Genomic DNA, 24,255 nt, shown 5'->3' on the forward strand with positions numbered 1-24,255 from the left:
ATGGTAAGTTTAATCTGTCTATTTTAACAAATTTGATAAAAATTTGATAAAAATGACATTTTATTGAATTAGTTTTTCCCCTTTTTTAAGCCTTATTCATTTTAAAAAAATAAGCTCTAATAATGCGTTATTAAAGGGTTTAGACTAAATTTTAAAAATCTTAAAAACTCGTAAAGTGTTGATTTATAACATTGTTTAATATTCGTTATCTTTGCAGCGTAGAAATTTCAAAAAGGTGACAGCGTTTTGAAGAAAAACAATTTATGATAAAGAAGTGGTATTTTTATGCGAGTTTGATCGTTATTATTACATTTTTAAGTTTGGGTTTTAAACCCTTTACTTTGGAAACCAAACCTTGGTTTTTAACAGAAAAAACAGATGGATCTGAGTATATATTTCCATCAACAGAAAAGGATGATTATCCTAAAATTAGTCTAAACGTCCCATATACAGGAAATCGTCTTATTGGTTTTAAAGAAGCAGTTGCTTTTAAAGAGTCTCAAGGAAAATACCGAATGGTAAATTCTCTAGGATATATGGGAAAATATCAATTTGGTTCTAAAGCATTACGTGCTATCGGAGTCAGCAATGAAAAAGAATTTCTAAAAGATCCTGCCTTACAGGAAAAAGCTTTTCTAGCATTATTATCTAAAAACAAATGGATTTTGCGTAATGAAATTGAAAAGTATGAAGGAAAAGTTGTTAGTGGTATTCAAATTACCGAATCAGGTATTTTAGCGGCAGCGCATTTAGGTGGTGCTGGATCAGTAAAAAACTTTTTTAAAAATAATGGCAATAGACATTTTAGAGATGCTTTTGGAACTTCATTAAAAAGTTACATGCGTGATTTTGGCGGCTATGATCTTTCTTTTATTGAAGCAGATAGTAATGCAACAATAAACGATTAACATTAAAAAAAAATATCCCGAGCAATCGGGATATTTTTTTTATAATCTAGTCAATTAGTATTTCTAGAATTTTAATGGCAGCTTCACTTATTTTGGTTCCGGGACCAAATATTGCTGCGGCACCTGCATCAAACAAAAATTGATAATCTTGTGCAGGAATTACTCCGCCAACAATTACCATAATGTCTTCACGATCGTGTTTTTTAAGCTCTTCAATAACTTGCGGAACCAATGTTTTATGACCCGCAGCAAGAGAAGAAACACCTAATATGTGAACATCATTCTCAACAGCTTGTTTAGCAGCTTCCGCTGGAGTTTGAAATAAAGGTCCTATATCAACATCAAAACCTACATCTGCATAACCTGTTGCAACTACTTTTGCACCACGGTCATGACCGTCCTGTCCCATTTTGGCAATCATAATTCTTGGACGTCTTCCTTCTTGCTTCGCAAAAGCATCAGCAAGCTGTTTCGCTTTTTCGAAATTCTCGTCATTCTTTATTGCTGCACTATACACACCGCTAAATGATTTAATTTGCGCTTTAAACCTTCCAAACACACTTTCAAGAGCATCACTTATTTCGCCTAAAGTTGCTCTATTTCTGGCAGCTTCGATAGCAATTTCTAATAAGTTGCCTTCTTTGGTTCTTGCGCAATGCGTTAATTTTTCAAGTGATTGATTTACTTTTTGTGAATCTCTTTTTTCTTTTATTTCAGTAAGTCGTTCAATTTGTTGTTTACGAACCATTTGGTTGTCAACATCCAAAATATGTAAAGGATCTTCTTTATCTAATCTAAATTTATTAACACCAACTATTATGTCTTGACCGCTGTCGATTCTAGCTTGTTTTCTAGCAGCAGCTTCTTCAATTCTTAATTTTGGAATTCCAGCTTCAATCGCTTTTGTCATTCCGCCCAGTTCTTCAACTTCTTCAATCAGTTTCCAAGTACTTTCTAAAATTTCATTTGTAAGCGATTCTACATAATAACTGCCGCCCCAAGGATCTACAGTTTTGGTTATTTTTGTTTCTTCTTGTAAATATATTTGCGTATTGCGAGCAATTCTAGCCGAAAAGTCGGTAGGTAATGCGATCGCTTCATCAAGTGCATTTGTGTGTAAAGACTGTGTGCCTCCAAACGCAGCTGCTGTTGCTTCGATACAAGTTCTCGCTACATTATTAAAAGGATCTTGTTCTGTTAAGCTCCATCCGCTGGTTTGGCAATGTGTTCTTAATGCTAATGATTTGTCGCTTTTCGGGTTGAACTGTTGAAGCAGTTTTGCCCAAATCATTCGACCCGCTCTCATTTTTGCAATTTCCATAAAATGATTCATTCCAATCGCCCAAAAGAAAGAAAGGCGGGGAGCAAATTCATCAATCGTCATTCCAGTTGATAATCCCGTTCTAATATATTCTAATCCATCTGCTAAAGTGTAAGCTAATTCAATATCTGCCGTTGCTCCAGCTTCTTGCATATGATATCCTGAAATAGAGATAGAATTGAATTTTGGCATTTTTTTGCTCGTAAACTCAAAAATATCAGCAATAATTTTCATGGATGGCGCCGGTGGATATATATAAGTGTTACGAACCATGAATTCCTTCAAAATATCATTTTGAATAGTTCCTGAAAGTTTATTTAGTTCAACACCTTGTTCTTCAGCAGCAACAATATAAAATGCCATAATAGGTAAAACTGCACCATTCATGGTCATTGAAACTGACATTTCATCAAGCGGAATTTGATCGAATAATACTTTCATATCTTCAACAGAATCAATTGCCACGCCTGCTTTTCCAACATCTCCAACAACACGTTCGTGATCTGAATCGTAACCGCGATGAGTAGGTAAATCAAAAGCAATTGAAAGCCCTTTTTGACCTGCGGCAAGATTTCTTCTATAAAAAGCATTACTTTCTTCTGCAGTTGAAAATCCAGCGTATTGACGAATTGTCCAAGGACGACGAACATACATCGTAGCGTATGGTCCGCGTAAATTAGGTGCAAAACCAGCTCCGAAATCGAGAAACTCTAAATCTTCTATATCTTTTTCAGAATAGTTTTTTTTGAGTTCGATTCCTTCGGCTGTTGTGAAGTTAGGAGTTATAGGTTGAGAGTTACGCGTTAGCTCGTCTAACTTCTCACTTTTAACATCTAATTTAATATGTTTAAGGTCTTTTCTTATCATGGAGACGCTCCGTTATATTGTTTTATTAATTACAGATAAAGAAAATTATTCAACCTCAAGCCTTTCCTGTTCCAGCTTTTCTGCTAATCTTTTTTCTATAATAGGCGTAATTAATGTTTTTCTAGGCTTGATTTTTACAAAAGGAAACAATTCTAAATCATGCTTCATTTTGTCCTCTTTATTAGGGTATTTATTTGTGCCTAATAAAACTTCTTTTTTCGAGTCGAATAATTCTTGTTCCTTAGCGGCACTTTCATGAATTTTCTTTTTGATAGTTCCGTCGTTTAGAAGTTTTAAGAAGCCTCCATTAGCCTCAATATCTTTAAAAAGCGTTAAACTTTTTTCAGCCAGCTGCATCGTTAGACTTTCAATATAATAGCTTCCATCAGCAGGATTATCTACTTTGTCAAAATAGCTTTCGTGTTTTAAAACTAAAAGCTGATTGCGGGCTATTCGGTCACCAAATTCATTGTCTTTATGGTACAAAGAATCATAAGGTAAATTAGCAACAGCATCTGCGCCGCCTAGGATTGCCGACATGCATTCGGTTGTAGTGCGAAGCATATTGACATTATAATCGTAAATAGTTTTATTTCGTTTCGTTGGTGTAACCAATAAATGACAATCTAAATTAGAACTGTATTCGGTTGCAATTAATTTAAAAAGCATTCGTAAAGCTCGAAGTTTCGCAATTTCAAAAAAATAATTTGTTCCAACCGAAACTTGAAAAACTATTGGTTTTGTAATACTTGGTAAACGATTTAAATATTCATTCGCGTGTGCTAAACTATATGCGATTTGCTGCGTAATATTTGCTCCTGCATTTTGATATAAACCTGAATCAATACTTAGCAATGAAAGATCTTTTGCCTTGTTTGAAATTTTTTCAAGCGTTTCAAAATTATTTTTATCTGAAGTTGTAAACCAATTTCCGTCACGGGTCAATTGTCCGATAGGATCTAAATTACAATAAAAAACAGCTTTTTTTTCAACAGAAATTGCATTTAATAATTTCACGAAATCGATTGAGATAAAACTTAAATTGAAGTAAACGGTTTTGTTTTCTAAAGGAAGATTTTCTAGTAATTTTTGAATATCAGTATTTTCGTTTTGAATAGTAAAACGAAGACTTTCTGCGCCTCTTTCGATTGTATCAATTGCACGTTTAATCGATTTTTCGATATCATGTACAAAGATATTTTGACAGATTTGAAAATTAGAAGCTTGAGTTGTAACCGATGCTGCTTTTGTGAATTCGTCATGATGATAAAAAGGTTTTACCTGAATATCTTCAGGCGAATTCCAAATCATCGTTTCATTATAATCAGCTCCATCTAATTCAAACTGAATTTTTTGTTTCCATTGTTTGGATGAAATCGGATTAAAATCGTTGAATAGTGTATTAGCCATTAGTTGCTTTTTTCTGATTATTCTTTATCTTGAATAGTATCTCCTTCGAATTGAATGATGTAAATATCTTCGCTGTCTTTTTTCATAAAATACTTTTCGCGAGCATATTTTTCTATTTGTTCAGGATTTTTTAACTGCTTAATCTGTTCTTGATCTTTTTTTATTTCGTCCTGATAGTATCTTTTATTGTCTTGCAGTTCATTGATCTGCTGGTCTAAAAAACGATGATCAAAATAGGAATAATTGTCTAGAAACAACATCCAGATAACAAAAAAGAGAAGTACCCAAACATATTTATTGCCTAGGAGTTTAAACCATTTTTTGTCTTTATAAGGATTTTTCATTTTACTTTTAATTACCTATTATACTGATCCCGATAACATCAGGATTAGATCATTTTTTAATGGTTTAAATTTACAATAAAAATTATGAAATTCTCTGATTAATTACAGCGCGAACTACATCAATTGCTACAGTATTGTATTTGTCATTAGGTATAATAATATCAGCAAAAGCTTTAGAAGGTTCTATAAATTGCTCATGCATAGGTTTTAAAGTGTTTTGATAACGGTTTAAAACCTCGTCGATATCGCGTCCTCTTTCTGAAATATCTCTTTTTAAACGACGAACTAATCTTTCATCAGAATCGGCATGAACGAAAATTTTGATATCGCAAAGTTCACGTAATTCGGGATTTGTTAAAATTAAAATCCCTTCAACGATCATTACTTTTCTTGGGTGTGTTGATACGGTATCATCTGTTCTGTTGTGCTGTATGAAAGAATAAACAGGTTGATCAATAGTTTCTCCTGATTTTAGAGCTTTTAGATGTTTTACTAAAAGTTCGAAATCAATAGATCTTGGATGATCAAAATTAATTAATGCTCTTTCATCGAAAGATAAATTATCGGTTTGTTTGTAATACGAATCTTGAGAAATTACACCAACTTCAGTGTCTGGTAATTCGGTCATGATTTGGTGTACTACTGTTGTTTTTCCACTTCCTGTTCCTCCTGCAAGTCCAATAATGAGCATAAAATTTATATTATAATTTGTTCGACAAAAATAATAATTTAAGTGATGTTCTAAACATATTATGTAATTTAACCATATAAGTAATGTAAGTAAATTTAAGCCGACAGATATTTAAACAAAATCTTACTTGATTGAACTAATATCATTCATATAGTAAAAAAAATAAAAATCCCGAAAGTAAAACCTTCGGGATTTTGTGCAATCAGTATAGATTTGATAAAATATTCTGAATTTAGTAAGCACTTGTAATTATTTATTCTTTTTTGCTTTTATCATCATCTCAAGCTGATCCCAAAGTTCTTCAGGGATTGCTTCTAATAAATTGAATTGTCCCGCACCTTTCAGCCATTCGCCTCCGTCGATTGTGATAACATCTCCATTTACATAAGCGGAGAAATCAGATACTAAATAAGCCGCCAAATTGGCTAATTCTTGGTGATCTCCAACTCGTTTCAAAGGCACTTTTTTAGCCATGTCAAACTTTTCGGCAAGATCTCCTGGTAATAATCTGTCCCATGCACCTTTTGTTGGGAATGGTCCTGGTGCAATAGCATTAGAACGAATTCCGTATTTTGCCCATTCCACAGCAAGACTTCTTGTCATTGCCAAAACTCCTGCTTTTGCAGTAGCACTTGGAACAACATATGCAGAACCAGTCCAAGCATAAGTCGTTACAATATTTAAAATCGTTGCCGATGTTTGTTTAGTGTCGATCCAGTGTTTTCCAAAAGCCAATGTGCAGTTTTTAGAACCCTTAAGTACAATGTCTATAACAGTATCAAATGCATTTGCAGACAAACGTTCTGTTGGAGAAATAAAATTTCCAGCAGCATTGTTTAAAAGAACGTCTACTTTTCCAAAAACTTTTAAGGTTTCCTGAAGCATATTTTCTACTTCTTCATAATGACGAACATCACATTGAAGAGGTAAACATTTTCCGCCAGTTTCACTTTCAAGCTCTGCTGCAGTTGTTTTTAACTTTTCTAAATCTCTAGAAGTTATCGCGACTTGAGCGCCTAATTCTAGAAAATATTTTGTCATAGCTTTTCCTAAGCCGCTTCCGCCGCCTGTAACAACGATAACTTTTCCTTTCAAAGCGTCATCACGTAACATTTTATCTGTATAGCTCATACTTTTCTTTTTTTACAATATTAATTAAAAAAATAGGATGCACGCATAATAAAGTTGTAAAATTTTGATAAACTTTATATTTCGCACAGTTTTTTTGCGGCAGTTTCTAGAGTGAAATTGTCTTTAGCGAAGCAAAAGCGTATTAATTTCTGATCTTTATGATCAGAATAGAAAGTTGAAATAGGAATCGCAGCGACACCATGATTAATAATTAAATTTTTACAGAAAGTTACATCATCTTCATCTGAAATGGCAGCATAAGAAGCGACTTGAAAGTAAGTTCCTTCACATGGTTTCAATTCGAAACGGCTGTTTTGAAGTAGTTTTTGGAAATAATCTCTTTTTTCTTGGTAGAATTTTCCAAGTAAATTTACATCAACAACGTCTAAATATTCGCTGATCGCAGCTTGCGAAATGCTATTTACACTAAAAACCAAAAACTGATGTACTTTCTTGATTTCTTTCATTAAATGTTCAGGTGCAATGGTGTAACCAATTTTCCAACCCGTAATATGAAATGATTTTCCAAAAGAAGAAACCATAATACAACGATCTAAAAGGAAATTTTTGGTATGTGCTGAAATATGTTTTTCTTCAAAAGTAATGTATTCATAAACTTCATCAGATAAAACCAAAAGATCTGGAAATTTTGAAAGTATTTTTTCTAATTGATCAAAATCAGCTTCGTTTAATATTTTTCCTGTCGGATTATGCGGATTATTGATGATAATCATTCGGCTTTTATCCGAACACGCTTTTTCGATTGTTTCCCAATTTGGCGTATAATCATCGTTTAGTGCCACACGAACAGGTTTTGCATTGCATAGTAAAACAGGCGATTCGTACGAATCATAACTTGGATCAAGAATGATTACTTCATCATTTTCTTTTACCAAAGCCAAAATCGATGTAAAAATTCCCTGTGTTGCACCCGCAGTAATCAAAAGTTCTAAATCAGGATTAATCGTTCTGTTGTAAGAACTCTGAGTCAGCTTTGCAATTTTACTCATCAATGGCGGATAACCTGCCATTGGTGTATATTGATGCACGTTTTCTTTGGATAATCGTGCAATAATATCTGTAAGTCTTTCGTCAACGGGGAAATTTGGAAATCCTTGCGAAAGGTTAATTGCATTATATTCGGATGCCATTTTTGACATTACCGTGAAAATGCTTGTGGTTACGTTTGGAAGTTTACTCATGATAAAGTTTGATTTGGGAAAACTGTTGAGTGTGATATAAAAAACGGATTGAATTTAACTATTTTAAAGTTATTGGGAGTGAATATAAAACTCTGACTTTTTTACCGTCTTTTTCTCCTGGAGACCATTTAGGGCATTTTTTTAAAACTCGAATTGCTTCAGCTCCTGTATTGAAGCCTGCATCTCTAAGGATTTTTATATCAGTTAATGCGCCATCTTGCTCAACTATAAAAGTTACGTAGATTTTTTTTCCTTTGAAGTCAATACCTTCATCAGGATTTTTGAAATTATTTTCTACAAATTTATAGAATTTCTCAAAGCCTCCCGGAAAAATTGGTTTAATGTCTATTCCTGCAGTATTGTAAATTGTCTTATCGCTATTCGTCGGAACGTTTTCGTCAATAATTAAATGTGAATCGAAATAAAGATCTTTATCTTCAACTATAACAGGTTCTGCTTTTTTTGTTTCTGAAGCTTTTGTTTTAGAAACTTGTTTAGTGTTTTGAGAAAACATACTCTGCAGGCAGCATAGCAAAATCAGGATTAAAAGCTTTTTCATTACGATGACTTTAAGGTTAACTTACATTTTATGAATAATGAAAATCGTCGGTCGATTATGTAAATCTACTTTTAATTTTTTCCAATCAGAAATTTTCATTGTTTTAATAAATTCTGTTGGCAAAGTAATATCTGCTGCAATACACAAATGTGTTGATGGATTTAAAATCTGTACAAGATCTTCGATCAATTTATTATTTCTATAAGGAGTTTCAATAAAAATCTGCGATTGGTTTTTATCCTGAGATAATTTCTCAAAATGTTTTAATGCTGATTTTTTCTCGTCTTTGTCAATTGGTAAATAACCATTGAAAGTAAAGCTTTGACCATTCATTCCAGAAGCCATCATCGCTAATAAAATAGAAGAAGGACCAACCAATGGAACAACCTGAATTCCTTTTTCATGTGCCAGTTTTACAATTACTGCACCAGGATCAGCAACACCAGGACATCCTGCTTCGCTCATTAAACCCATGTTTTTTCCTTCTAATAAAGGTTTTATGAAGTCTAAATGTTCGCTTGGTTCAGTACGTTTATTAAGGGTAAAAAGAACTAATTCTGATTGTTTTTTTTCAGGATAAACTGCTTTTATTGATTTTCTTGCAGTTTTGTCATTTTCGACAATATAGTGATCTATGAGTTCGATACTTCTTCTAACTGTTTGAGGTAAAACATCCATAGGGTCGCTTTCGCCCATTGTAGTTGGAATTAAATATAGTTTTCCTAGAAGTTTCATTTTGTGATATTTTATAGTTTAAAACAAAAAATGTATTTTAATTATTTATAAATAACTAAAATACAAATTATATTATGAATGCTTTTTGATGAGTTTTTGGGCAATAATTTCAGATGCTTCATTCAACATTTCATAGACACTGTCAAATCCGTTAACAGCTCCGTAAAAAGGATCTGGAACATCTACATTTTCATCTGGAAATAATTCATTTAGAATAAGATGAACTTTGTTTTTGTGCTCAGGAGTTTTGGCAAGATGAAGGACGTCACGTAAATTTGAGCTGTCCATTGCATAGATGTAATCAAATTCGTCAAAATCTGAAGTTTTAAATTGTCTTCCTTTTTGATTGTCAATACGTAAGCCGTTTTTTTTAGCAACAGCAATAGACCGTTTGTCTGGTGAGTGGCCTACATGCCATGATCCTGTTCCAGCAGAATCAACGATGAATTTATCATTAGGCAATTTTGAAGCTAATATTCCTTCGGCTAAAGGAGATCTGCAAATATTCCCTAAGCAAACCATTAAAATTTTTACTGGCATGATTCGCGTTTATAGCGTTAGTTTTTTGTTGATGTCTTCGACAAATTTTTTGAATTGTTTGTCTGTAGAAACTAAATTGTCAACGGTTTTGCAGGCATGTAAAACAGTGGCATGATCACGGTCTCCAATTTGTGAACCAATATTTGCCAAAGAAGCTTTAGTGAATTTTTTTGCAAAAAACATAGCCAGCTGCCTCGCTTGAACAACGTGCCTCTTTCGTGTTTTAGATTGAAGAGTTTCGATATCAAGTTGAAAATAGTCAGATACAATTTTTTGAATATAATCGATAGAGATTTCTCTCTTAACGTTTTTAACAAATTTCTCAACAACGCTTTTTGCCAGTTCAATAGTAACTTCTTTTTTGTTGAAAGAAGATTGGGCAATTAACGAAATGATCGCGCCTTCTAATTCTCTAACATTAGATTTAATGTTACGAGCGACATATTCAATAATATCTTCTGGCATTTCAACTCCATCACGATATAAAATGTTTTTTAAGATTGAGATACGAGTTTCGTAATCAGGCTGATGCAATTCAGCAGATAATCCCCATTTAAAACGAGATAATAAACGCTGTTCAATATCCTGCATATCAACAGGAGCTTTGTCAGAAGTTAAAATTACCTGTTTTCCGTTTTGATGTAAATAGTTGAAAATATGGAAAAATACATCCTGAGTTCCTGATTTTCCTGATAGGAACTGAACATCATCAATAATTAAAACATCGATTAATTGGTAAAAATGAATGAAATCATTACGATTATTCTTTTTAACCGAATCAATATATTGTTGTGTGAAAATCTCTGCAGAAATATATAAAACCGTTTTTTCTGGATATTTATCTTTTACTTCTACACCTATAGCATGTGCTAAGTGTGTTTTTCCTAAACCAACTCCTCCAAAAATCAATAAAGGATTAAATGAAGTTCCTCCAGGTTTGTTGGCAACAGCCATACCGGCAGAACGAGCTAAACGATTTGAGTCTCCTTCAAGGAAATTATCAAAACTATAGTTAGGATTTAACTGAGACTCAATTTTTAAATTTCTAATTCCTGGAATTACAAATGGATTTTTAAGCTCTGGATTTAAGTTTTTAAACGGAGCATCAACCTCTTGCGGTTTCATTGGCACTCTGTTGGAACTTGGCAGCTGCTCGGTAAACGGCTGTTTATTTCCATAAGTGTTCTCCATTTTAATTTTATACAGTAACTTTGCGTTTTTTCCCAGTTCTTTGGTAAGCGCAACTTTCAATAATTTTACGTAGTGCTCTTCGAGCCATTCGTAGAAAAATTTACTTGGTACCTGAATATATAATGCGTTGTCGGTTAGCTCAACTGATTTGATTGGTTCGAACCAAGTTTTATAAGCTTGATCTTGAATATTGTCTTTTATAAAGGACAAACAGTTTTCCCATACCGATTGAGCAGTTTTAGTCATAAATTCAGATAAGTTTTTTTATTATTGATAAAGATTCTCCTAATAAAAATGGAGCAATTTTATTCCGTATTTCGGGATAACAAATATGTGAACAAATTTCTGTAAAAAAAAATATTTTGGGGTCTAATTTTATAAAAAAATGTTGTAAGGACGTTTTTGAAAGTTAATTTTTTTTAATCTGTAAATAATGAAAAATCATCAAACGCAAGTGCGTGTTCGTTACTCTGAAACTGACCAAATGGGGGTTGTTTATCACGGAAATTATGTGCCGTATTTTGAAATAGGACGCGTCGAATGGCTTAGAAACAAAGGGATTTCGTATGCAAGCATGGAAGAAAGCGGAATTGGTCTGCCAATTGTTTCGATGCAGATTAATTATAAAAAATCTGCGCGTTATGATGAGCTTTTAACAATTCATACCACCTTCAAAAGTCAGTCTTCTGTTAAGATTGAATTCGACTGTGCAATTTATAATGAGTCAAATGAGTTATTAACAACAGCAGTGTTTATTTTAGTATTTATTTCGTTAAAATCGGGTCGTCCAACTGCGCCTCCAAATTACATTTTAGAATTATTTAAAACACTTGAATAATTGTTAAAATGAGATGCGTTTTAATGTTAATTTATATAATTTTAATATCGATTTCAAACATTAAATCAAAAATGTCGAATACTGATTCGGCATTTTTTTTTCGCGTTTTGGTGATTATTTTGCCTATTGGAAGTCCAGAATCTTCATCCATTTCCATTTCTTGAGAAGTAATTTCGAGTTTCTTTTCCTTTATAACCCGCATTACTTTGTTCATGTTTTTGTAATCAAACGAAATTAAAAAATGAACATCGATTGTTTTTTCAATAATCTCACAAACTTCTAATGTCATTTGTGCCGTTGTTCGATAAGCGGCAATTAACCCGCCAACACCTAATTTAGTGCCTCCAAAAATACGAACTACAACTATAAGAACGTTGGTTACCCCAAAAGATTGTATCTGACCATAAATGGGTGCGCCGGCTGTATTACTCGGTTCTCCGTCATCATTTGCTCGATAGGAAATTTTTGGAGCCGTGCCCAATTGATAAGCATAACAATAATGTACAGCGTGCGGATGAAGTTTTCGTAAATTCTCAATTATTGGTTTTACTTCCTCCTCGTTTTCTATAGGAAAAGCGTAACCAAAGAATTTACTGCCTTTTTCCTTAAAAAGCACTTCTTCAGATTTAATTGCTATGGTTTGATAAGTATCGCTGTATTCCAAAATTAAAATTCTAAATTGAGTTTTTTTGCCACAGATTAAAAAGATTCTCACAGATTTTTGCAAATCGAAAAAAAACTTTTAATCTGCGGTTAAAGTGTTTTTATAATATCTCTTTGTTAAATAAATCAACAACATCTTCTTTTCCAACTTGTAGATTCCAAACCTTAATTCCTAAAGTTGCGGCACTGTTTGTGTTTTCTGTTTTGTCGTCAATAAACAAAGTGTTTCCCGGAACTAGATTGTGTTTGTCAAGTAAAACTTGATAAATTTTTGGGTCTGGTTTTCTCAATCCCATTTCAAAAGAAAAATAAACTTTTTCAAAACAATTGTAAAAATCAGTATAAAATGGTGCGCCGCTTTTTTTCTCGAAAGTCGCAATATGAATAGAATCAGTATTGCTTAATAAAAACAAGCGATATTTTTTTGAGAGCTCTTTTAGAAAGTCTAATCGATATGAAGGAAAATCAGCCAAAACGGCATTCCAGGCTTCTAGAATTTCTTTAATGCTTGCATTTGGAAGTTGTTTTTGAAATCCAGTTACAAAATCATCATACGAAATATCTCCAGTTTCAAATAATAGATTCAAACGATCAAGATCAGCATTCCATTCTTTTAATCCTAATTTTTGTAATCCCGAAATAGTTCCTTGTTTGTCTAGATTGATAAAAATATCACCAAAGTCAAAAATTATAGTATCAATCATGATTTCTTACATATATTAATTCGTCGTTCTGAATATGAGTTTTCGCTTCGTTCTTCTTTTTAAGTTCTGGCGCTTTCGTACCTTTTTCAAACGTATTCTTTCCAATAAAAATTCTGGCTTCATCCCAAATATTTTTATCAATAAAAGATTGAAGCGTTTGTTTTCCACCTTCAATAATTATAGATTGAATTTGATGCTGATGTAAAACCGATAAAATATTTTCAATCGAATTATTATCAAACTCAATCTTTTCAAAAAGTGTATTTTCAGTCGAAATATTATTTTCTGATTTTGTTAGAACAATAGTTTTTACACTGTCATCAAAAATAAAACTGTCTTTTGAAATTCGGTTATTTTGATCTAAAATCACGCGAACAGGATTGTTTCCAGACCAATCTCTGACATTTAATTTCGGATTGTCATCTATAACAGTTTGTGTGCCAACTAAAATTGCCTGTTCTTCACTGCGCCATTTATGAACTAATTGACGGGAATATTTATTAGTAATCCAAACCGGTTTACGTTCCTGATTAATTTCTTTTTCAGGAGCTAAATATCCGTCCAGACTTTCTGCCCATTTTAGTATAATATAAGGCCTCTTTTTTTGATGAAAAGTAAAAAAGCGTTTATTGAGTTCATTGCACTCGTCTTCCAAAACTCCTACAGTAACATTTGCGCCGGCTTCAAGAAGTTTTCTGATTCCGTTTCCAGCTACTTTTTCATTTGGATCGACCGTTCCTACGACAACATTCGGGATCTTATTTTCGATAATTAAATCACAGCACGGAGGTGTTTTTCCAAAATGACTGCAAGGTTCTAAGCTAACATAAATTGTAGCTTTTTTTAAAAGCGATTTGTCTTTTACAGAACGCACAGCATTTACTTCAGCATGTGGTTCGCCTGCTTTTTTGTGCCAGCCTTCCCCGATAATTTTATCATTATAGACAATTACACTTCCAACCATTGGGTTTGGATACGTTGTTCCGAAGCCATTTTTGGCTAGTTCAATGCAGCGTCTTATGTATTTTTCATGTATATTCACCCTGCAAAAGTAGTTATTTTTGAGTTTAGTCTCAATAATGGTTCAGATTCGATTAGTGATCAAAAAAACTATTTTACATTTACAATAGGTTAGAATAATACAAAGAAAATGAATAATTGGATTATAAGAAGAATTGAAAATAAAGACAATCAGGTGGTTGCGAAGTTGATAAGATCGGTTTTTGATGAAATGGAAATTCCAAAAGTGGGCACTGCATACGAAGATCCCTATTTAGATTTAATGTTTGAAGAATACAGTAAGCCAAATTCGGTTTATTTTGTAGTTGAAAACGAAGGTGAGATTTTGGGCTGCGCAGGAATTGCTCCATTAGAAAATAGTGATCCAAAGATTTGTGAATTGCAAAAGATGTATTTTTTGCCTGAAACACGCGGTTTAGGAATTGGAAGCATAATGATGGAGAAATGTTTAGAGCAGGCAAGAAATTTTGGTTTTGAAAAATGTTATATTGAAACAATGCCTTTTATGCACGCCGCTCAAAAATTATATAAAAAATCAGGATTCGAATATTTAGATGCGCCATTAGGTTCTACTGGGCACGATTCTTGCCCTGTATGGATGTTGAAAAAATTATAAGTTTATGAAAAAAAGTGTTTTTGGTTTTATTTTGATTTCAATTTTATTTTCTTGTAAAAATACTAAAGAAGAAAAATCAGGAAAAAATACTGTAATAACAAAAGACACAGTAATTGTAGCTGGTGAAAGTAAAAATGCAGCATCAGAAGAAGAATTTAAAAATGAATTTGATATTTTGATACCACAAAGCTATCGAACTTATGATAATCAGAATCCTGTAACAGCTTTAAATGAGAAATGGATTGAGTTGTATCAGGAAAATGATGAGTATTTTTTAGGGAAATCTAATTTTAAAATTGAAAAAGGATACAGCGAATGTTCAGGTGATTCTGTTCTCTCAATTTTGCCTAAAAAGAAAGTTTTGCTATTGATGGATTATCCTGAATTGAAAACAGGGAAAGTAAAAACAGTAAAAATTGAAGAAGATAAAATCTGGCCTAAAGAAAAGTTGAATTTTACTTTTGGGAATCTTAATTATACTTTACGTGGAGAAGGAAAAGTTCTTTCTGAAGAGCAAGTGAGTACTGACGATGATAAAATAGAGATTTTTAAGAAAGTAGAAGATTATAAACTGTATTTAACGGTTGGGAATAATCCAGAAAAACTGCTTTTAACTGAAATGTCGTTTAATGACACGTTTGTAGAATTGCTTTTTGCAGGAGATATTGATGGAGATGGAAAGCTTGATTTTGTTTTTGGGGCAAACAGAAATTACGAGGAAGAACGAGTGATTTTGTTCCTTTCCTCAAAAGCTGAAAATGGAGATTCAGTGAAGAAAGTTTCTGAAACAGCAGTACAGTTTGACTGCTAATTAAAAAGATTATCTAATAAGAGATATATAAAAATGAAAATTAAACAATACCGGACTCAATTTATAAAAGAATTATCGCCTTTTTATGATGCATACGAAGCGGAGAGTTTTTTCTATTTGATTTTAGAAGACAAACATAAATTAAGGCAAATAGATTTGGCGTTAAATCATGATTTGACTTTTAGTGAAGCTGATTTTACAGTATGGAATTCGATATTGGAAGAATTAAAAAAAGAAGTTCCAATTCAGTATTTACTGGGAAAAACACATTTTTATGGTTTGGACTTTGAAGTAAACGAAAATGTATTGATTCCAAGACCAGAAACGGAAGAATTGGTTGAATGGATTATCAATGAGAATAAAGCGATTGATAAAAAGAAGAAGGTTAAAATTCTAGATATAGGAACAGGAAGCGGATGTATAGCGATTTCATTGGCTAAAAATTTACCAAATGCGGAAGTTTATGCAATCGATGTTTCGAAAAAAGCACTTGAAACTGCTAAGAGAAATGCAATAAGCAATAATGTTGAAATAATTTTTATGCTTAAGAATGTTCTGGAGTTAGAAATTTTGAAATCAAATTATGATATAATTGTTTCCAATCCGCCTTATGTTCGCAATTTAGAAAAAGAAGAAATCAAGAAGAATGTTCTTGATTATGAACCGCATTTGGCACTTTTTGTTGAAGATAACGATGCATTAATTTTTTATCGAAAAATTGCTTCTTTAGCTCAGAAAAATCTGCTGGAAAACGGTCAGCTGTATTTTGAGATTAACCAATATCTTGGAAAAGAAATGACAGATTTATTGGAGGAAATGAATTTTAAAAGTATCGAATTGCGAAAAGATATTTATGATAACGATCGTATGATTAAAGGGAATATTTAAGTGTTCAGTAAATAGAGTATTCTAAAGCGTTTTCAATGAACTGAACACTGAATACTAAGAAATTATTCGTATCGAAGTGCTTCAATTGGATCTAGTTTTGAAGCCTTAATTGCAGGATATAATCCGGAAACAATTGCAACCATAAAACTGGTTGCGAAAGCAGCAAAAATCGCCATCCACGGAATTACAAATGCGAAGTTCATTGCGGCAGCAAAAGCAAAACCTACCAAGATTCCTAAAACAATACCAACTAAACCGCCAATTTGTCCTATTAATAAGGTTTCGATGAAAAATTGAACCGAAATGGTAACTTTTGTAGCGCCCAGAGCTTTTCTAACTCCAATTTCACGAGTGCGTTCAGTTACAGAAACAATCATAATATTCATCAAAGCAATTGAAGAACCTAGAATAGTAATGATACTTATAATCCATGAAGCCCATCCTAAATATTTTGTGATTCCAAGAATTCGATTAATTAAATCATCACTTCGTCCGATTCCGAAATTATTATCTTGTACTGGACTTAATTTGCGAACTCTGCGCATAACACTTGTTGCATCATCAACAGCTTGATCTAAAAGTTCTTTTTTAGATACCATTACACTCATCGTATAATTAATATTGGGAGCCGTAAATAAAGATCTCGCTACTTGAATAGGAATTAGAACTCGTAAATCCTGACTGTTTCCAAAAGTGGATCCTTTTTCTTTTAAAACTCCAATTACCTTAAAACGAGCGCCTCGTATTGAAATAACTTTGTCAATTGGGTTGACATCTTTCAATAAACCTTTTTCAAAATCAGAACCAACAATACAGGTATAAGTATTATTGTCGATATCAAATTGATTAAAAGATCTTCCTAAAGTTGTTTCTAAACCAGAATTTGAAATATAATGTTCGTCGATACCAATAATCGAAATTTCAGGATCAGTTTTAGTATCCTGAAATTTTACTTCCGCTTTTGATGTGGCAGTAAATGAAAGAGAAGTTTCGGTAAAAGGATATTTGTATTTGTTTTTGAATGCAACAGCTTCTGGATAGGAAATAATTGGATTAATAACTTCACGTTCCTTTCCACCACGATTTCGAACCGTATTTGCATACTGTTTGATGTTGAATGTATTAGCGCCCATTGAAGCGAAATTGGTCGAAACAGTATTCTCGAGTGCTGTCACAACAGTAAGAATTCCAACTAAAGCAGTGATTCCGATAGCAATAATTAATACGGTAAGAATGGTTCGCAATAATTGTGTTTTGATAGAACCAAAAGCAATTCGGATATTTTCTTTAAATAATTTTAGCATCATGACCAATTTGTCACGAAAATACGTTTTTTGTTACAAGTTTGTTTTCGAACTCGTATTATTTATTTTAAAAAGTAAGATATTTGCAAACTTAATTAAGTCGAAAGTTGGGAAGTTATAAAGTCGAAAGTCTAATGAGTCAACAACCTAAAAAGTAAATCTAGAAATAAATTAATTTTAAAGTTTTTAGATTTTAGATCTCAAAGAAATCTAAAATCTAAAATCAACAATCTAAAATATTAAATCAAAATGGCTTCAAAACCAAGTATTCCACAAGGGACAAGAGATTTTTCGCCTGCAGAGGTGTCAAAACGTCAATATATAATTCAGACGATAAAAAATAATTTTGAAAAATTTGGTTTTCAGCCAATTGAAACTCCTTCGTTTGAAAATTCAGATACCTTGATGGGAAAGTATGGAGAAGAAGGTGACCGCTTGATTTTTAAAATTTTGAACTCTGGGAATTTTTTCTTCAATAAAAATAAAATTGAATTGCCAGAATCTATAGAATCACTGCAAGTTAATTCGGCAGAAACTATCGATCTTAATCAAAGAATCGAGCTGAATAAATTTACAGGAAAAATTTCTGAAAAAGCACTTCGTTACGATCTAACAGTTCCATTTGCGAGATACGTTGTCCAGCACCAAAACGAAATTGAGTTTCCTTTTAAAAGATATCAAATACAACCCGTTTGGAGAGCTGACCGCCCGCAAAGAGGTCGTTACAGAGAATTCTATCAATGTGATGCCGATGTTGTTGGTTCAAAATCACTTTGGCAGGAAGTAGAATTGGTTCAATTATATGACACTGTTTTTACCTCTTTAGGATTGGAAGGTGTAACCATTAAAATCAATAATAGAAAAATATTATCTGGAATTGCTGAGGTAATTGGTGCGTCTGATAAATTAATAGATTTTACAGTTGCTCTTGATAAATTGGATAAAATTGGTGAAGACGGCGTAAAGAAAGAAATGATAGAAAAAGGTATTTCTGAAGAAGCGTTGGTAAAAGTACAACCGCTTTTTAGCTTTACTGGAACATTTGCAGATAAAATTAAACAGCTTTCAGAATTATTAGCCTCATCTGAAGAAGGAACAAAAGGAGTTGAGGAACTCAAATTTATTTGTGACAATGTGGCAACTTTAGGTTTGTCTACAGCAATTTTAGATCTTGATGTGACACTTGCTCGTGGTTTAAATTATTATACCGGAGCTATTTTTGAAGTTGCGGCACCAAAAACTGTTTCAATGGGTTCGATTGGCGGCGGCGGAAGATACGACGATTTGACGGGTATTTTTGGATTGAAAAACATGAGCGGTGTTGGAATTTCTTTTGGATTGGATAGAATTTATTTGGTTTTAGAAGAACTGCAGTTGTTTCCAGAAACTGTTGCAGCGACTTCAAAAGCATTGTTTATCAATTACGGAGATAATGAGGCTTTGTATGCTTCAAAAGCCATTCAAAAATTAAGAAAAGAAAATATAAAAGTAGAATTATATCCTGACAATGTAAAAGTGGGTAAACAGTTTCAGTATGCTGATAAGCGTTTGATTCCGTTTGCAGTGATTGCAGGAGATCAAGAAATAGCTTCAAATTCTTATGCTCTTAAAAATTTAGTGACAGGAGAGCAGATTTCTGTAGATTTCGAAGGATTAAAAAATGCTTTGCTGGGTTAATGCTTAACCATAAAGAGCACAGGAGGTTATGTGTTATTTACGAGGATTTTGCTTTGTATTGCTGGGATTAAAAGGAATTTCTTTTTAAATCTCTTCGTAAAATAGTTGCTGGTAAAGAAAAAAAACTTTTAATTTGCCGACCTTAAGTTACGGGCGTAGTTCAAGGGTAGAATAGCGGTCTCCAAAACCGTTGATGGGGGTTCGAATCCCTCCGCCCGTGCAAAAAAAAAACATTCTAAATAACAGTAGTTATTAATTATTTATCAGAAGCTTCGAGAAGTTAAAGGTAAAAGCATAAAAAAAAGCTTCGTCTCTCTATAAGGCGAAGCTTTTTTTAATATAAGGTAAACTTGAATTAATAATTATTTATGAGGCCGAAGCCAACCCTTAAATTCAATTTTGATAGGTAATAATTTAGTTTCCAATTTTGAACTCAAATTTAGCGTAAACTAAAACGTAATAGTCTTAAAATTATACTAAATTTTAATTGAAGGATTCGGTTTTTAAAACTCTCATAACTAATAAAGTGACAATTTGACATTTTATAAGATTTGGCAGTACTTTTGCAATCCAACAGAAAGAATAAAAAATGAAGTTTAAAAATATTTTTAAAAATAAAAGTAATATGACTACGGAAAATACAGAATTCGATCAGGAATTAGATGATGTAACGTTAGAGAACAATGCCAACGGTGAGCAGTTAATTGTTGAAGAATTAAGTGTTGAAGAGCAATTGGCTCAAGACTTGGCAAAAGAAAAAGATAAGTTTTTGAGATTATTTGCCGAATTTGAAAATTACAAAAAAAGAACTTCAAAGGAGCGTATCGACTTATTCAAAACGGCAAATCAAGACGTTTTGCAGGCAATGCTCCCTGTTTTAGATGATTTTGACAGAGCAACTGTAGAGATCAATAAATCTGACGATGAAAATTTGAAAAAAGGAGTTGAGTTGATTCATGAAAAATTGAAAAATACTTTAATTTCTAAAGGTTTAGAGCAAGTTGATATTAAAGCAGGTGATGCGTTTAATGCAGATGTTGCTGAAGCAATTACTCAAATTCCAGCTCCTTCGGATAAATTAAAGGGCAAAATTGTTGATGTTATTGAAAAAGGATACAAATTAGGAGACAAGATTATTCGTTTTCCTAAAGTTGTTGTTGGAAACTAAAATGCAAATAAAAATTTCAAATGCTTTTTTTGCATTTGGTATTTTAAAATTTGGAATTTAACCTAATTATGAAAAAAGATTTTTACGAAATACTAGGCATTTCTAAGAGTGCTGATGCTGCCGAAATAAAAAAAGCGTACAGAAAAAGTGCGTTGAAATATCACCCGGATAAAAATCCAGGCGACAAAGAGGCAGAAGAAAACTTTAAATTAGCGGCAGAAGCTTACGAAGTATTAAGCGATCCTAACAAAAAAGCGAAATACGACCAATACGGACATCAAGCTTTTGATGGTTCAGGCGGATTTGGCGGCGGCCACGGTGGTATGAATATGGATGACATTTTCAGCCAGTTTGGTGATATTTTTGGAGGTGGATTTGGTGGTTTCGGAGGCGGAGGCGGTGGTCCTCGTCGTGCTAAAGGAAGTAATCTTCGAATTAAAGTGAAACTTACTTTAGAAGAGATTGCAAATGGTGTTGAGAAAAAAGTAAAAGTAAAACGTAAAGTTCAAGCTAAAGGGGTAACGTATAAAACTTGTACGACTTGTAATGGTCAAGGTCAGGTAATGCGTGTTACAAATACCATTTTAGGAAGAATGCAGTCAGCGTCAACTTGTCCTACTTGTGGAGGTTCAGGTCAAATTTTAGATAAAAAACCTTCTGAAGCAGATGCACAAGGAATGGTGGTAGAAGACGAAACAGTTTCTATCAAAATTCCAGCTGGTGTTGTTGACGGAATGCAGTTGAAAGTTTCTAACAAAGGAAATGATGCGCCAGGAAATAGTATTCCAGGAGATTTAATCGTTGCCATTGAAGAGTTAGAACACGAATTCTTGAAACGCGAAGGCGAGAACATACATTACGATTTATATATTAGTTTTCCAGAAGCTGTTTTAGGAGCTTCAAAAGACATCGAAGCAATTAACGGAAAAGTTCGTATTAAGTTGGAAGAAGGAATTCAATCTGGAAAAATTTTAAGATTAAAAGGAAAAGGAATTCCAAGTATAAACGGTTACGGAAGTGGTGATTTATTAGTTCACGTAAACGTTTGGACTCCAAAAACATTAAATAAAGAGCAAAAACAATTCTTTGAGAAAGCTCTAAATGATGAACATTTTGTACCAAGCCCGGAAAAATCAGAGAAATCGTTTTTCGAGAAAGTAAAAGATATGTTCTCATAAGCAGCACTTTTTTTGAAGATGCACATAAAATCAAAACCCATTCTAAACATAAATAGAATGGGTTTTTTGCGTATTATAATGTAGATTCCGTGTGAATTATTTACTTTTACAGACTGTTGGCAAAAATAAAAAAGCCACTAAAAGAAAACCTAAAAAATAAAATGAGCAACTTACTCGAAGTACATAAAGTCGTAAAACAATATGGCAATTATGTAGCGCTTAACGAAGTTTCATTAAATGTGCCAAAAGGCAGTATTTATGGACTTTTAGGTCCAAATGGAGCTGGAAAAACTTCCCTGATCAGAATCATCAATCAAATTACAATGCCAGACAGCGGCGAAGTAATTTTAGATGGTGAAAAATTACAGCCAAAACACGTTCAAACAATTGGATATCTTCCTGAAGAAAGAGGATTATACAGTTCGATGAAAGTTGGAGAGCAGTGTTTGTATCTGGCGCAAATGAAAGGACTTTCTAAAGCCGAAGCAAAAAAACAGCTGGATTATTGGTTCGATCGTTTAGGTATTCAAGGTTGGTGGAACAAGAAAATTCAAGAACTCTCAAAAGGAATGGCACAAAAAATTCAGTTTGTAGTTTGTGTTTTGCATAAGCCAAAATTGCTGATTTTTGATGAACCTTTCTCGGGTTTTGACCCAGTAAATGCCAATATTATAAAAGATGAAATTTTAGCATTAAAAGAACAAGGTTCAACTATTATTTTCTCGACACACCGAATGGAAAGCGTTGAGGAGCTTTGTGATCATATAGCTTTAATTCATAAATCGAATAAATTGATCGAAGGAAAAGTAAGCGACGTAAAACGCCAGTTTAAAACCAATAGTTTTGAAGTTGGAATTTTGACAGACAATGTCGAAGGTTTGATGTACGATATTACACAGAAATTTACCGTTTCGCCAGCGAATTTTAAATCTTTAAATGACGATTTGAAATTAAATATCCAAATTGGAAATTCAGCTCCAAATGAATTATTGAATGTGCTGACACAACGCGGACAAGTGACGCACTTTGTAGAAAAAATTCCAAGTGTAAACGATATTTTTATTCAAACAGTTACCGAAAATAAGTTTTAGATTTTAGAGTGAAGAACTAAAATTTAAATCAACAATCTAAAATCTAAAATTAAATATGAGTATCATCTCGTTGATTATAAAAAGAGAATTCATTGCAAAAGTTCGCAATAAATCTTTTGTTGTCATGACTTTTTTGAGTCCGCTTTTGTTTGTAGCGATAGCGGTATTTATTGGCTATTTAAGTTCAATGAAAGCAGAAACAAAGCGTATTGCAATTCATGATGAAACCGGACTTTTTGCTGCTGATTTTTTAAAAGAGAATAAAAAAGGAGCTGAATTTAAATACTTTAATTTATCTGAAATTGAGGTGAAAGCTTTAAAAGACAGTATTACAAAAGAAAATTTCAGTGGTTTAATCGTTATTCCAAAAACAGCTGAGATTAAAGATTTAGAAAGTAAAATTGAATTTATTTCAAATAATAGTCCAAGTATTTCTTTTGTAGAAAACACTCAGGATATAATTGGAAATAAAATTACCCAACTAAATCTTGAAAAAGCAAAACTGGATACTTTGGCAATTCAAAAAGCGCAGTCAGATGTAAATATTCATTTGATTAAAGCTTCAGGAGAAGAGAGTTTAAAAGGCTTGAACGAAATAAAAATTGCAATTGGAGGCGCTTTTGGTTATTTGATTATGATGTTTATTATCATTTACGGAAACATGGTAATGCGAAGTGTAATCGAAGAAAAAACCAATCGAATTATCGAAATTATCATTTCATCTGTAAAACCATTTCAGTTAATGATTGGTAAAATTGTTGGAACTTCACTAGCTGGAATTCTGCAGTTTATGATTTGGGCAATTATTGGTCTAGGATTAATGTTTGCTGCTTCGACATTTTTTGGTGTTAACGTTGGCCCAACGGCTAGAATTTCGCCAGAATTAATGCAATCAGCACAGCATCAACTTTCAGGTTCGGCGCAAATGTATATTGCCGAATTATGGAATCTGCCAATTGCCAGTATTATAATTGGGTTTGTAGTATATTTTATAGGAGGTTATTTTCTGTACAGTTCATTTTATGCGGCAATTGGAGCAGCAGTTGACAATCAAACCGATTCACAGCAGTTTTTACTTCCAATTTTAATGCCTCTTATTTTAAGTGTTTATATCGGATTTTTTACAGTTGTAAATGATCCGCACGGGACTGTTGCGGTCGCATTTTCAATGATTCCGCTTACGTCGCCAATTGTCATGCTAATGCGTATTCCGTTTGGCGTGCCGTGGTGGCAAATTGCAATTTCGGTATCATTATTGTTTGCTACATTTTTCCTTGTTGTCTGGTTCGCTGCAAAAATTTATCGTGTAGGTATTTTAATGTACGGCAAAAAACCAACTTGGAAGGAATTGTATAAGTGGCTTAAGTACTAGTTTTTGAAAGTTGCAAAGGTATAGAG

At 32.9% G+C, this 24,255-nt stretch carries 24 protein-coding genes and 1 tRNA gene; 11 read left to right on the forward strand and 14 right to left on the reverse strand.

The window, feature by feature from the left end; all coding sequences use genetic code 11:
- Positions 1 to 263 precede the first annotated feature (263 nt).
- A complete protein-coding gene (locus B0A81_RS18800) occupies positions 264 to 908 on the forward strand; it encodes a peptidoglycan-binding protein LysM (protein ID WP_089059432.1) in 645 nt (214 codons plus the stop codon).
- 46 nt (positions 909 to 954) lie between these two features.
- Here B0A81_RS18800 and scpA read toward each other — a convergent pair whose 3' ends face one another.
- The 10 genes from scpA to dnaA form a co-directional block, all read right to left on the reverse strand.
- Positions 955 to 3,096 carry a methylmalonyl-CoA mutase gene (scpA, locus tag B0A81_RS18805; RefSeq protein ID WP_165768098.1) on the reverse strand — a complete coding sequence of 714 codons (2,142 nt, stop codon included), beginning with the start codon at positions 3,094 to 3,096 and terminating at the stop codon, positions 955 to 957.
- 45 nt (positions 3,097 to 3,141) lie between these two features.
- Positions 3,142 to 4,506, reverse strand: coding sequence for a methylmalonyl-CoA mutase subunit beta (locus B0A81_RS18810; RefSeq protein ID WP_089059433.1), 1,365 nt, complete (start codon positions 4,504 to 4,506; stop codon positions 3,142 to 3,144).
- Positions 4,507 to 4,523: 17 nt separating this feature from the next.
- The gene (locus B0A81_RS18815) at positions 4,524 to 4,850 is read right to left on the reverse strand and encodes an FtsB family cell division protein (RefSeq protein ID WP_089059434.1); all 327 of its coding nucleotides are present in this window, start codon (positions 4,848 to 4,850) and stop codon (positions 4,524 to 4,526) included.
- Positions 4,851 to 4,932: 82 nt separating this feature from the next.
- A complete protein-coding gene (udk, locus tag B0A81_RS18820) occupies positions 4,933 to 5,541 on the reverse strand; it encodes a uridine kinase (RefSeq protein WP_089052866.1) in 609 nt (202 codons plus the stop codon).
- 249 nt (positions 5,542 to 5,790) lie between these two features.
- Positions 5,791 to 6,672, reverse strand: a complete 882-nt coding sequence (locus B0A81_RS18825) for an SDR family oxidoreductase (protein WP_165768099.1) — start codon at positions 6,670 to 6,672, stop codon at positions 5,791 to 5,793.
- A 74-nt stretch (positions 6,673 to 6,746) separates the two neighbouring features.
- A complete protein-coding gene (locus B0A81_RS18830) occupies positions 6,747 to 7,874 on the reverse strand; it encodes a methionine aminotransferase (RefSeq protein WP_089059435.1) in 1,128 nt (375 codons plus the stop codon).
- A gap of 58 nt (positions 7,875 to 7,932) precedes the next feature.
- Positions 7,933 to 8,433: an energy transducer TonB gene (locus tag B0A81_RS18835; protein ID WP_089059436.1), complete on the reverse strand. Its 501-nt coding sequence runs from the start codon at positions 8,431 to 8,433 to the stop codon at positions 7,933 to 7,935.
- 21 nt (positions 8,434 to 8,454) lie between these two features.
- Positions 8,455 to 9,168 carry an SAM-dependent methyltransferase gene (locus B0A81_RS18840; protein WP_089059437.1) on the reverse strand — a complete coding sequence of 238 codons (714 nt, stop codon included), beginning with the start codon at positions 9,166 to 9,168 and terminating at the stop codon, positions 8,455 to 8,457.
- Positions 9,169 to 9,240: 72 nt separating this feature from the next.
- The gene (locus B0A81_RS18845; RefSeq protein WP_089059438.1) at positions 9,241 to 9,708 is read right to left on the reverse strand and encodes a low molecular weight protein-tyrosine-phosphatase; all 468 of its coding nucleotides are present in this window, start codon (positions 9,706 to 9,708) and stop codon (positions 9,241 to 9,243) included.
- Positions 9,709 to 9,717: 9 nt separating this feature from the next.
- Entirely contained in the window at positions 9,718 to 11,145 is a 1,428-nt protein-coding gene (dnaA, locus tag B0A81_RS18850) for a chromosomal replication initiator protein DnaA (protein WP_065451227.1), read from the reverse strand.
- Positions 11,146 to 11,332: 187 nt separating this feature from the next.
- On the opposite strand from dnaA, the gene B0A81_RS18855 reads away from it, so the two are divergent.
- On the forward strand, positions 11,333 to 11,737 hold the full coding sequence (locus tag B0A81_RS18855) for an acyl-CoA thioesterase (protein WP_089052871.1): 405 nt from the start codon (positions 11,333 to 11,335) through the stop codon (positions 11,735 to 11,737).
- A 31-nt stretch (positions 11,738 to 11,768) separates the two neighbouring features.
- Here B0A81_RS18855 and B0A81_RS18860 read toward each other — a convergent pair whose 3' ends face one another.
- The 3 genes from B0A81_RS18860 to ribD form a co-directional block, all read right to left on the reverse strand.
- Entirely contained in the window at positions 11,769 to 12,401 is a 633-nt protein-coding gene (locus tag B0A81_RS18860; protein ID WP_089059450.1) for an IMPACT family protein, read from the reverse strand.
- Positions 12,402 to 12,501: 100 nt separating this feature from the next.
- Positions 12,502 to 13,104 (reverse strand): HAD family hydrolase, encoded by a 603-nt coding sequence (locus B0A81_RS18865; RefSeq protein ID WP_089059439.1) that lies wholly within the window; start codon positions 13,102 to 13,104, stop codon positions 12,502 to 12,504.
- Positions 13,097 to 14,146, reverse strand: coding sequence for a bifunctional diaminohydroxyphosphoribosylaminopyrimidine deaminase/5-amino-6-(5-phosphoribosylamino)uracil reductase RibD (ribD, locus tag B0A81_RS18870; protein WP_089059440.1), 1,050 nt, complete (start codon positions 14,144 to 14,146; stop codon positions 13,097 to 13,099). The genes B0A81_RS18865 and ribD overlap by 8 nt, the downstream gene beginning before the upstream one ends.
- A gap of 108 nt (positions 14,147 to 14,254) precedes the next feature.
- Between ribD and B0A81_RS18875 the strand changes: the two genes are divergently transcribed.
- The 3 genes from B0A81_RS18875 to prmC are packed head-to-tail and all read left to right on the forward strand — an operon-like array spanning position 14,255 to position 16,439.
- Positions 14,255 to 14,740 (forward strand): GNAT family N-acetyltransferase, encoded by a 486-nt coding sequence (locus tag B0A81_RS18875; protein WP_089059441.1) that lies wholly within the window; start codon positions 14,255 to 14,257, stop codon positions 14,738 to 14,740.
- A 4-nt stretch (positions 14,741 to 14,744) separates the two neighbouring features.
- The gene (locus tag B0A81_RS18880) at positions 14,745 to 15,551 is read left to right on the forward strand and encodes a hypothetical protein (protein WP_089059442.1); all 807 of its coding nucleotides are present in this window, start codon (positions 14,745 to 14,747) and stop codon (positions 15,549 to 15,551) included.
- Positions 15,552 to 15,584: 33 nt separating this feature from the next.
- Entirely contained in the window at positions 15,585 to 16,439 is an 855-nt protein-coding gene (gene prmC, locus B0A81_RS18885; RefSeq protein WP_089059443.1) for a peptide chain release factor N(5)-glutamine methyltransferase, read from the forward strand.
- A gap of 62 nt (positions 16,440 to 16,501) precedes the next feature.
- Here prmC and B0A81_RS18890 read toward each other — a convergent pair whose 3' ends face one another.
- The gene (locus B0A81_RS18890; RefSeq protein ID WP_089059444.1) at positions 16,502 to 17,746 is read right to left on the reverse strand and encodes an ABC transporter permease; all 1,245 of its coding nucleotides are present in this window, start codon (positions 17,744 to 17,746) and stop codon (positions 16,502 to 16,504) included.
- 246 nt (positions 17,747 to 17,992) lie between these two features.
- On the opposite strand from B0A81_RS18890, the gene hisS reads away from it, so the two are divergent.
- From hisS to B0A81_RS18920, 6 genes are all read left to right on the forward strand, one after another.
- The gene (hisS, locus tag B0A81_RS18895) at positions 17,993 to 19,420 is read left to right on the forward strand and encodes a histidine--tRNA ligase (RefSeq protein ID WP_089059445.1); all 1,428 of its coding nucleotides are present in this window, start codon (positions 17,993 to 17,995) and stop codon (positions 19,418 to 19,420) included.
- Between the two features lie 149 nt (positions 19,421 to 19,569).
- Positions 19,570 to 19,640 (forward strand) — tRNA-Trp (locus tag B0A81_RS18900).
- A gap of 369 nt (positions 19,641 to 20,009) precedes the next feature.
- Positions 20,010 to 20,588, forward strand: a complete 579-nt coding sequence (locus B0A81_RS18905; RefSeq protein ID WP_089059446.1) for a nucleotide exchange factor GrpE — start codon at positions 20,010 to 20,012, stop codon at positions 20,586 to 20,588.
- Between the two features lie 68 nt (positions 20,589 to 20,656).
- Positions 20,657 to 21,766: a molecular chaperone DnaJ gene (gene dnaJ / locus B0A81_RS18910; RefSeq protein ID WP_089052880.1), complete on the forward strand. Its 1,110-nt coding sequence runs from the start codon at positions 20,657 to 20,659 to the stop codon at positions 21,764 to 21,766.
- A gap of 161 nt (positions 21,767 to 21,927) precedes the next feature.
- A complete protein-coding gene (locus B0A81_RS18915; RefSeq protein ID WP_089059451.1) occupies positions 21,928 to 22,857 on the forward strand; it encodes an ABC transporter ATP-binding protein in 930 nt (309 codons plus the stop codon).
- 55 nt (positions 22,858 to 22,912) lie between these two features.
- A complete protein-coding gene (locus B0A81_RS18920; RefSeq protein ID WP_089059447.1) occupies positions 22,913 to 24,229 on the forward strand; it encodes an ABC transporter permease in 1,317 nt (438 codons plus the stop codon).
- Positions 24,230 to 24,255: the final 26 nt, after the last annotated feature.

The organism is Flavobacterium plurextorum, from assembly GCF_002217395.1.
In the GTDB taxonomy this organism is placed as follows: domain Bacteria; phylum Bacteroidota; class Bacteroidia; order Flavobacteriales; family Flavobacteriaceae; genus Flavobacterium; species Flavobacterium plurextorum.

Coding starts and splice junctions, on each gene's coding strand:
- B0A81_RS18800 (WP_089059432.1), top strand. CDS start 264: ATGATAAAGAAGTGGTATTTTTATGCGAGTTTGATCGTTATTATTACA.
- scpA (WP_165768098.1), bottom strand. CDS start 3,096: ATGATAAGAAAAGACCTTAAACATATTAAATTAGATGTTAAAAGTGAG.
- B0A81_RS18810 (WP_089059433.1), bottom strand. CDS start 4,506: ATGGCTAATACACTATTCAACGATTTTAATCCGATTTCATCCAAACAA.
- B0A81_RS18815 (WP_089059434.1), bottom strand. CDS start 4,850: ATGAAAAATCCTTATAAAGACAAAAAATGGTTTAAACTCCTAGGCAAT.
- udk (WP_089052866.1), bottom strand. CDS start 5,541: ATGCTCATTATTGGACTTGCAGGAGGAACAGGAAGTGGAAAAACAACA.
- B0A81_RS18825 (WP_165768099.1), bottom strand. CDS start 6,672: ATGAGCTATACAGATAAAATGTTACGTGATGACGCTTTGAAAGGAAAA.
- B0A81_RS18830 (WP_089059435.1), bottom strand. CDS start 7,874: ATGAGTAAACTTCCAAACGTAACCACAAGCATTTTCACGGTAATGTCA.
- B0A81_RS18835 (WP_089059436.1), bottom strand. CDS start 8,433: ATGAAAAAGCTTTTAATCCTGATTTTGCTATGCTGCCTGCAGAGTATG.
- B0A81_RS18840 (WP_089059437.1), bottom strand. CDS start 9,168: ATGAAACTTCTAGGAAAACTATATTTAATTCCAACTACAATGGGCGAA.
- B0A81_RS18845 (WP_089059438.1), bottom strand. CDS start 9,708: ATGCCAGTAAAAATTTTAATGGTTTGCTTAGGGAATATTTGCAGATCT.
- dnaA (WP_065451227.1), bottom strand. CDS start 11,145: ATGACTAAAACTGCTCAATCGGTATGGGAAAACTGTTTGTCCTTTATA.
- B0A81_RS18855 (WP_089052871.1), top strand. CDS start 11,333: ATGAAAAATCATCAAACGCAAGTGCGTGTTCGTTACTCTGAAACTGAC.
- B0A81_RS18865 (WP_089059439.1), bottom strand. CDS start 13,104: ATGATTGATACTATAATTTTTGACTTTGGTGATATTTTTATCAATCTA.
- B0A81_RS18875 (WP_089059441.1), top strand. CDS start 14,255: ATGAATAATTGGATTATAAGAAGAATTGAAAATAAAGACAATCAGGTG.
- B0A81_RS18880 (WP_089059442.1), top strand. CDS start 14,745: ATGAAAAAAAGTGTTTTTGGTTTTATTTTGATTTCAATTTTATTTTCT.
- prmC (WP_089059443.1), top strand. CDS start 15,585: ATGAAAATTAAACAATACCGGACTCAATTTATAAAAGAATTATCGCCT.
- B0A81_RS18890 (WP_089059444.1), bottom strand. CDS start 17,746: ATGATGCTAAAATTATTTAAAGAAAATATCCGAATTGCTTTTGGTTCT.
- hisS (WP_089059445.1), top strand. CDS start 17,993: ATGGCTTCAAAACCAAGTATTCCACAAGGGACAAGAGATTTTTCGCCT.
- B0A81_RS18905 (WP_089059446.1), top strand. CDS start 20,010: ATGAAGTTTAAAAATATTTTTAAAAATAAAAGTAATATGACTACGGAA.
- dnaJ (WP_089052880.1), top strand. CDS start 20,657: ATGAAAAAAGATTTTTACGAAATACTAGGCATTTCTAAGAGTGCTGAT.
- B0A81_RS18915 (WP_089059451.1), top strand. CDS start 21,928: ATGAGCAACTTACTCGAAGTACATAAAGTCGTAAAACAATATGGCAAT.
- B0A81_RS18920 (WP_089059447.1), top strand. CDS start 22,913: ATGAGTATCATCTCGTTGATTATAAAAAGAGAATTCATTGCAAAAGTT.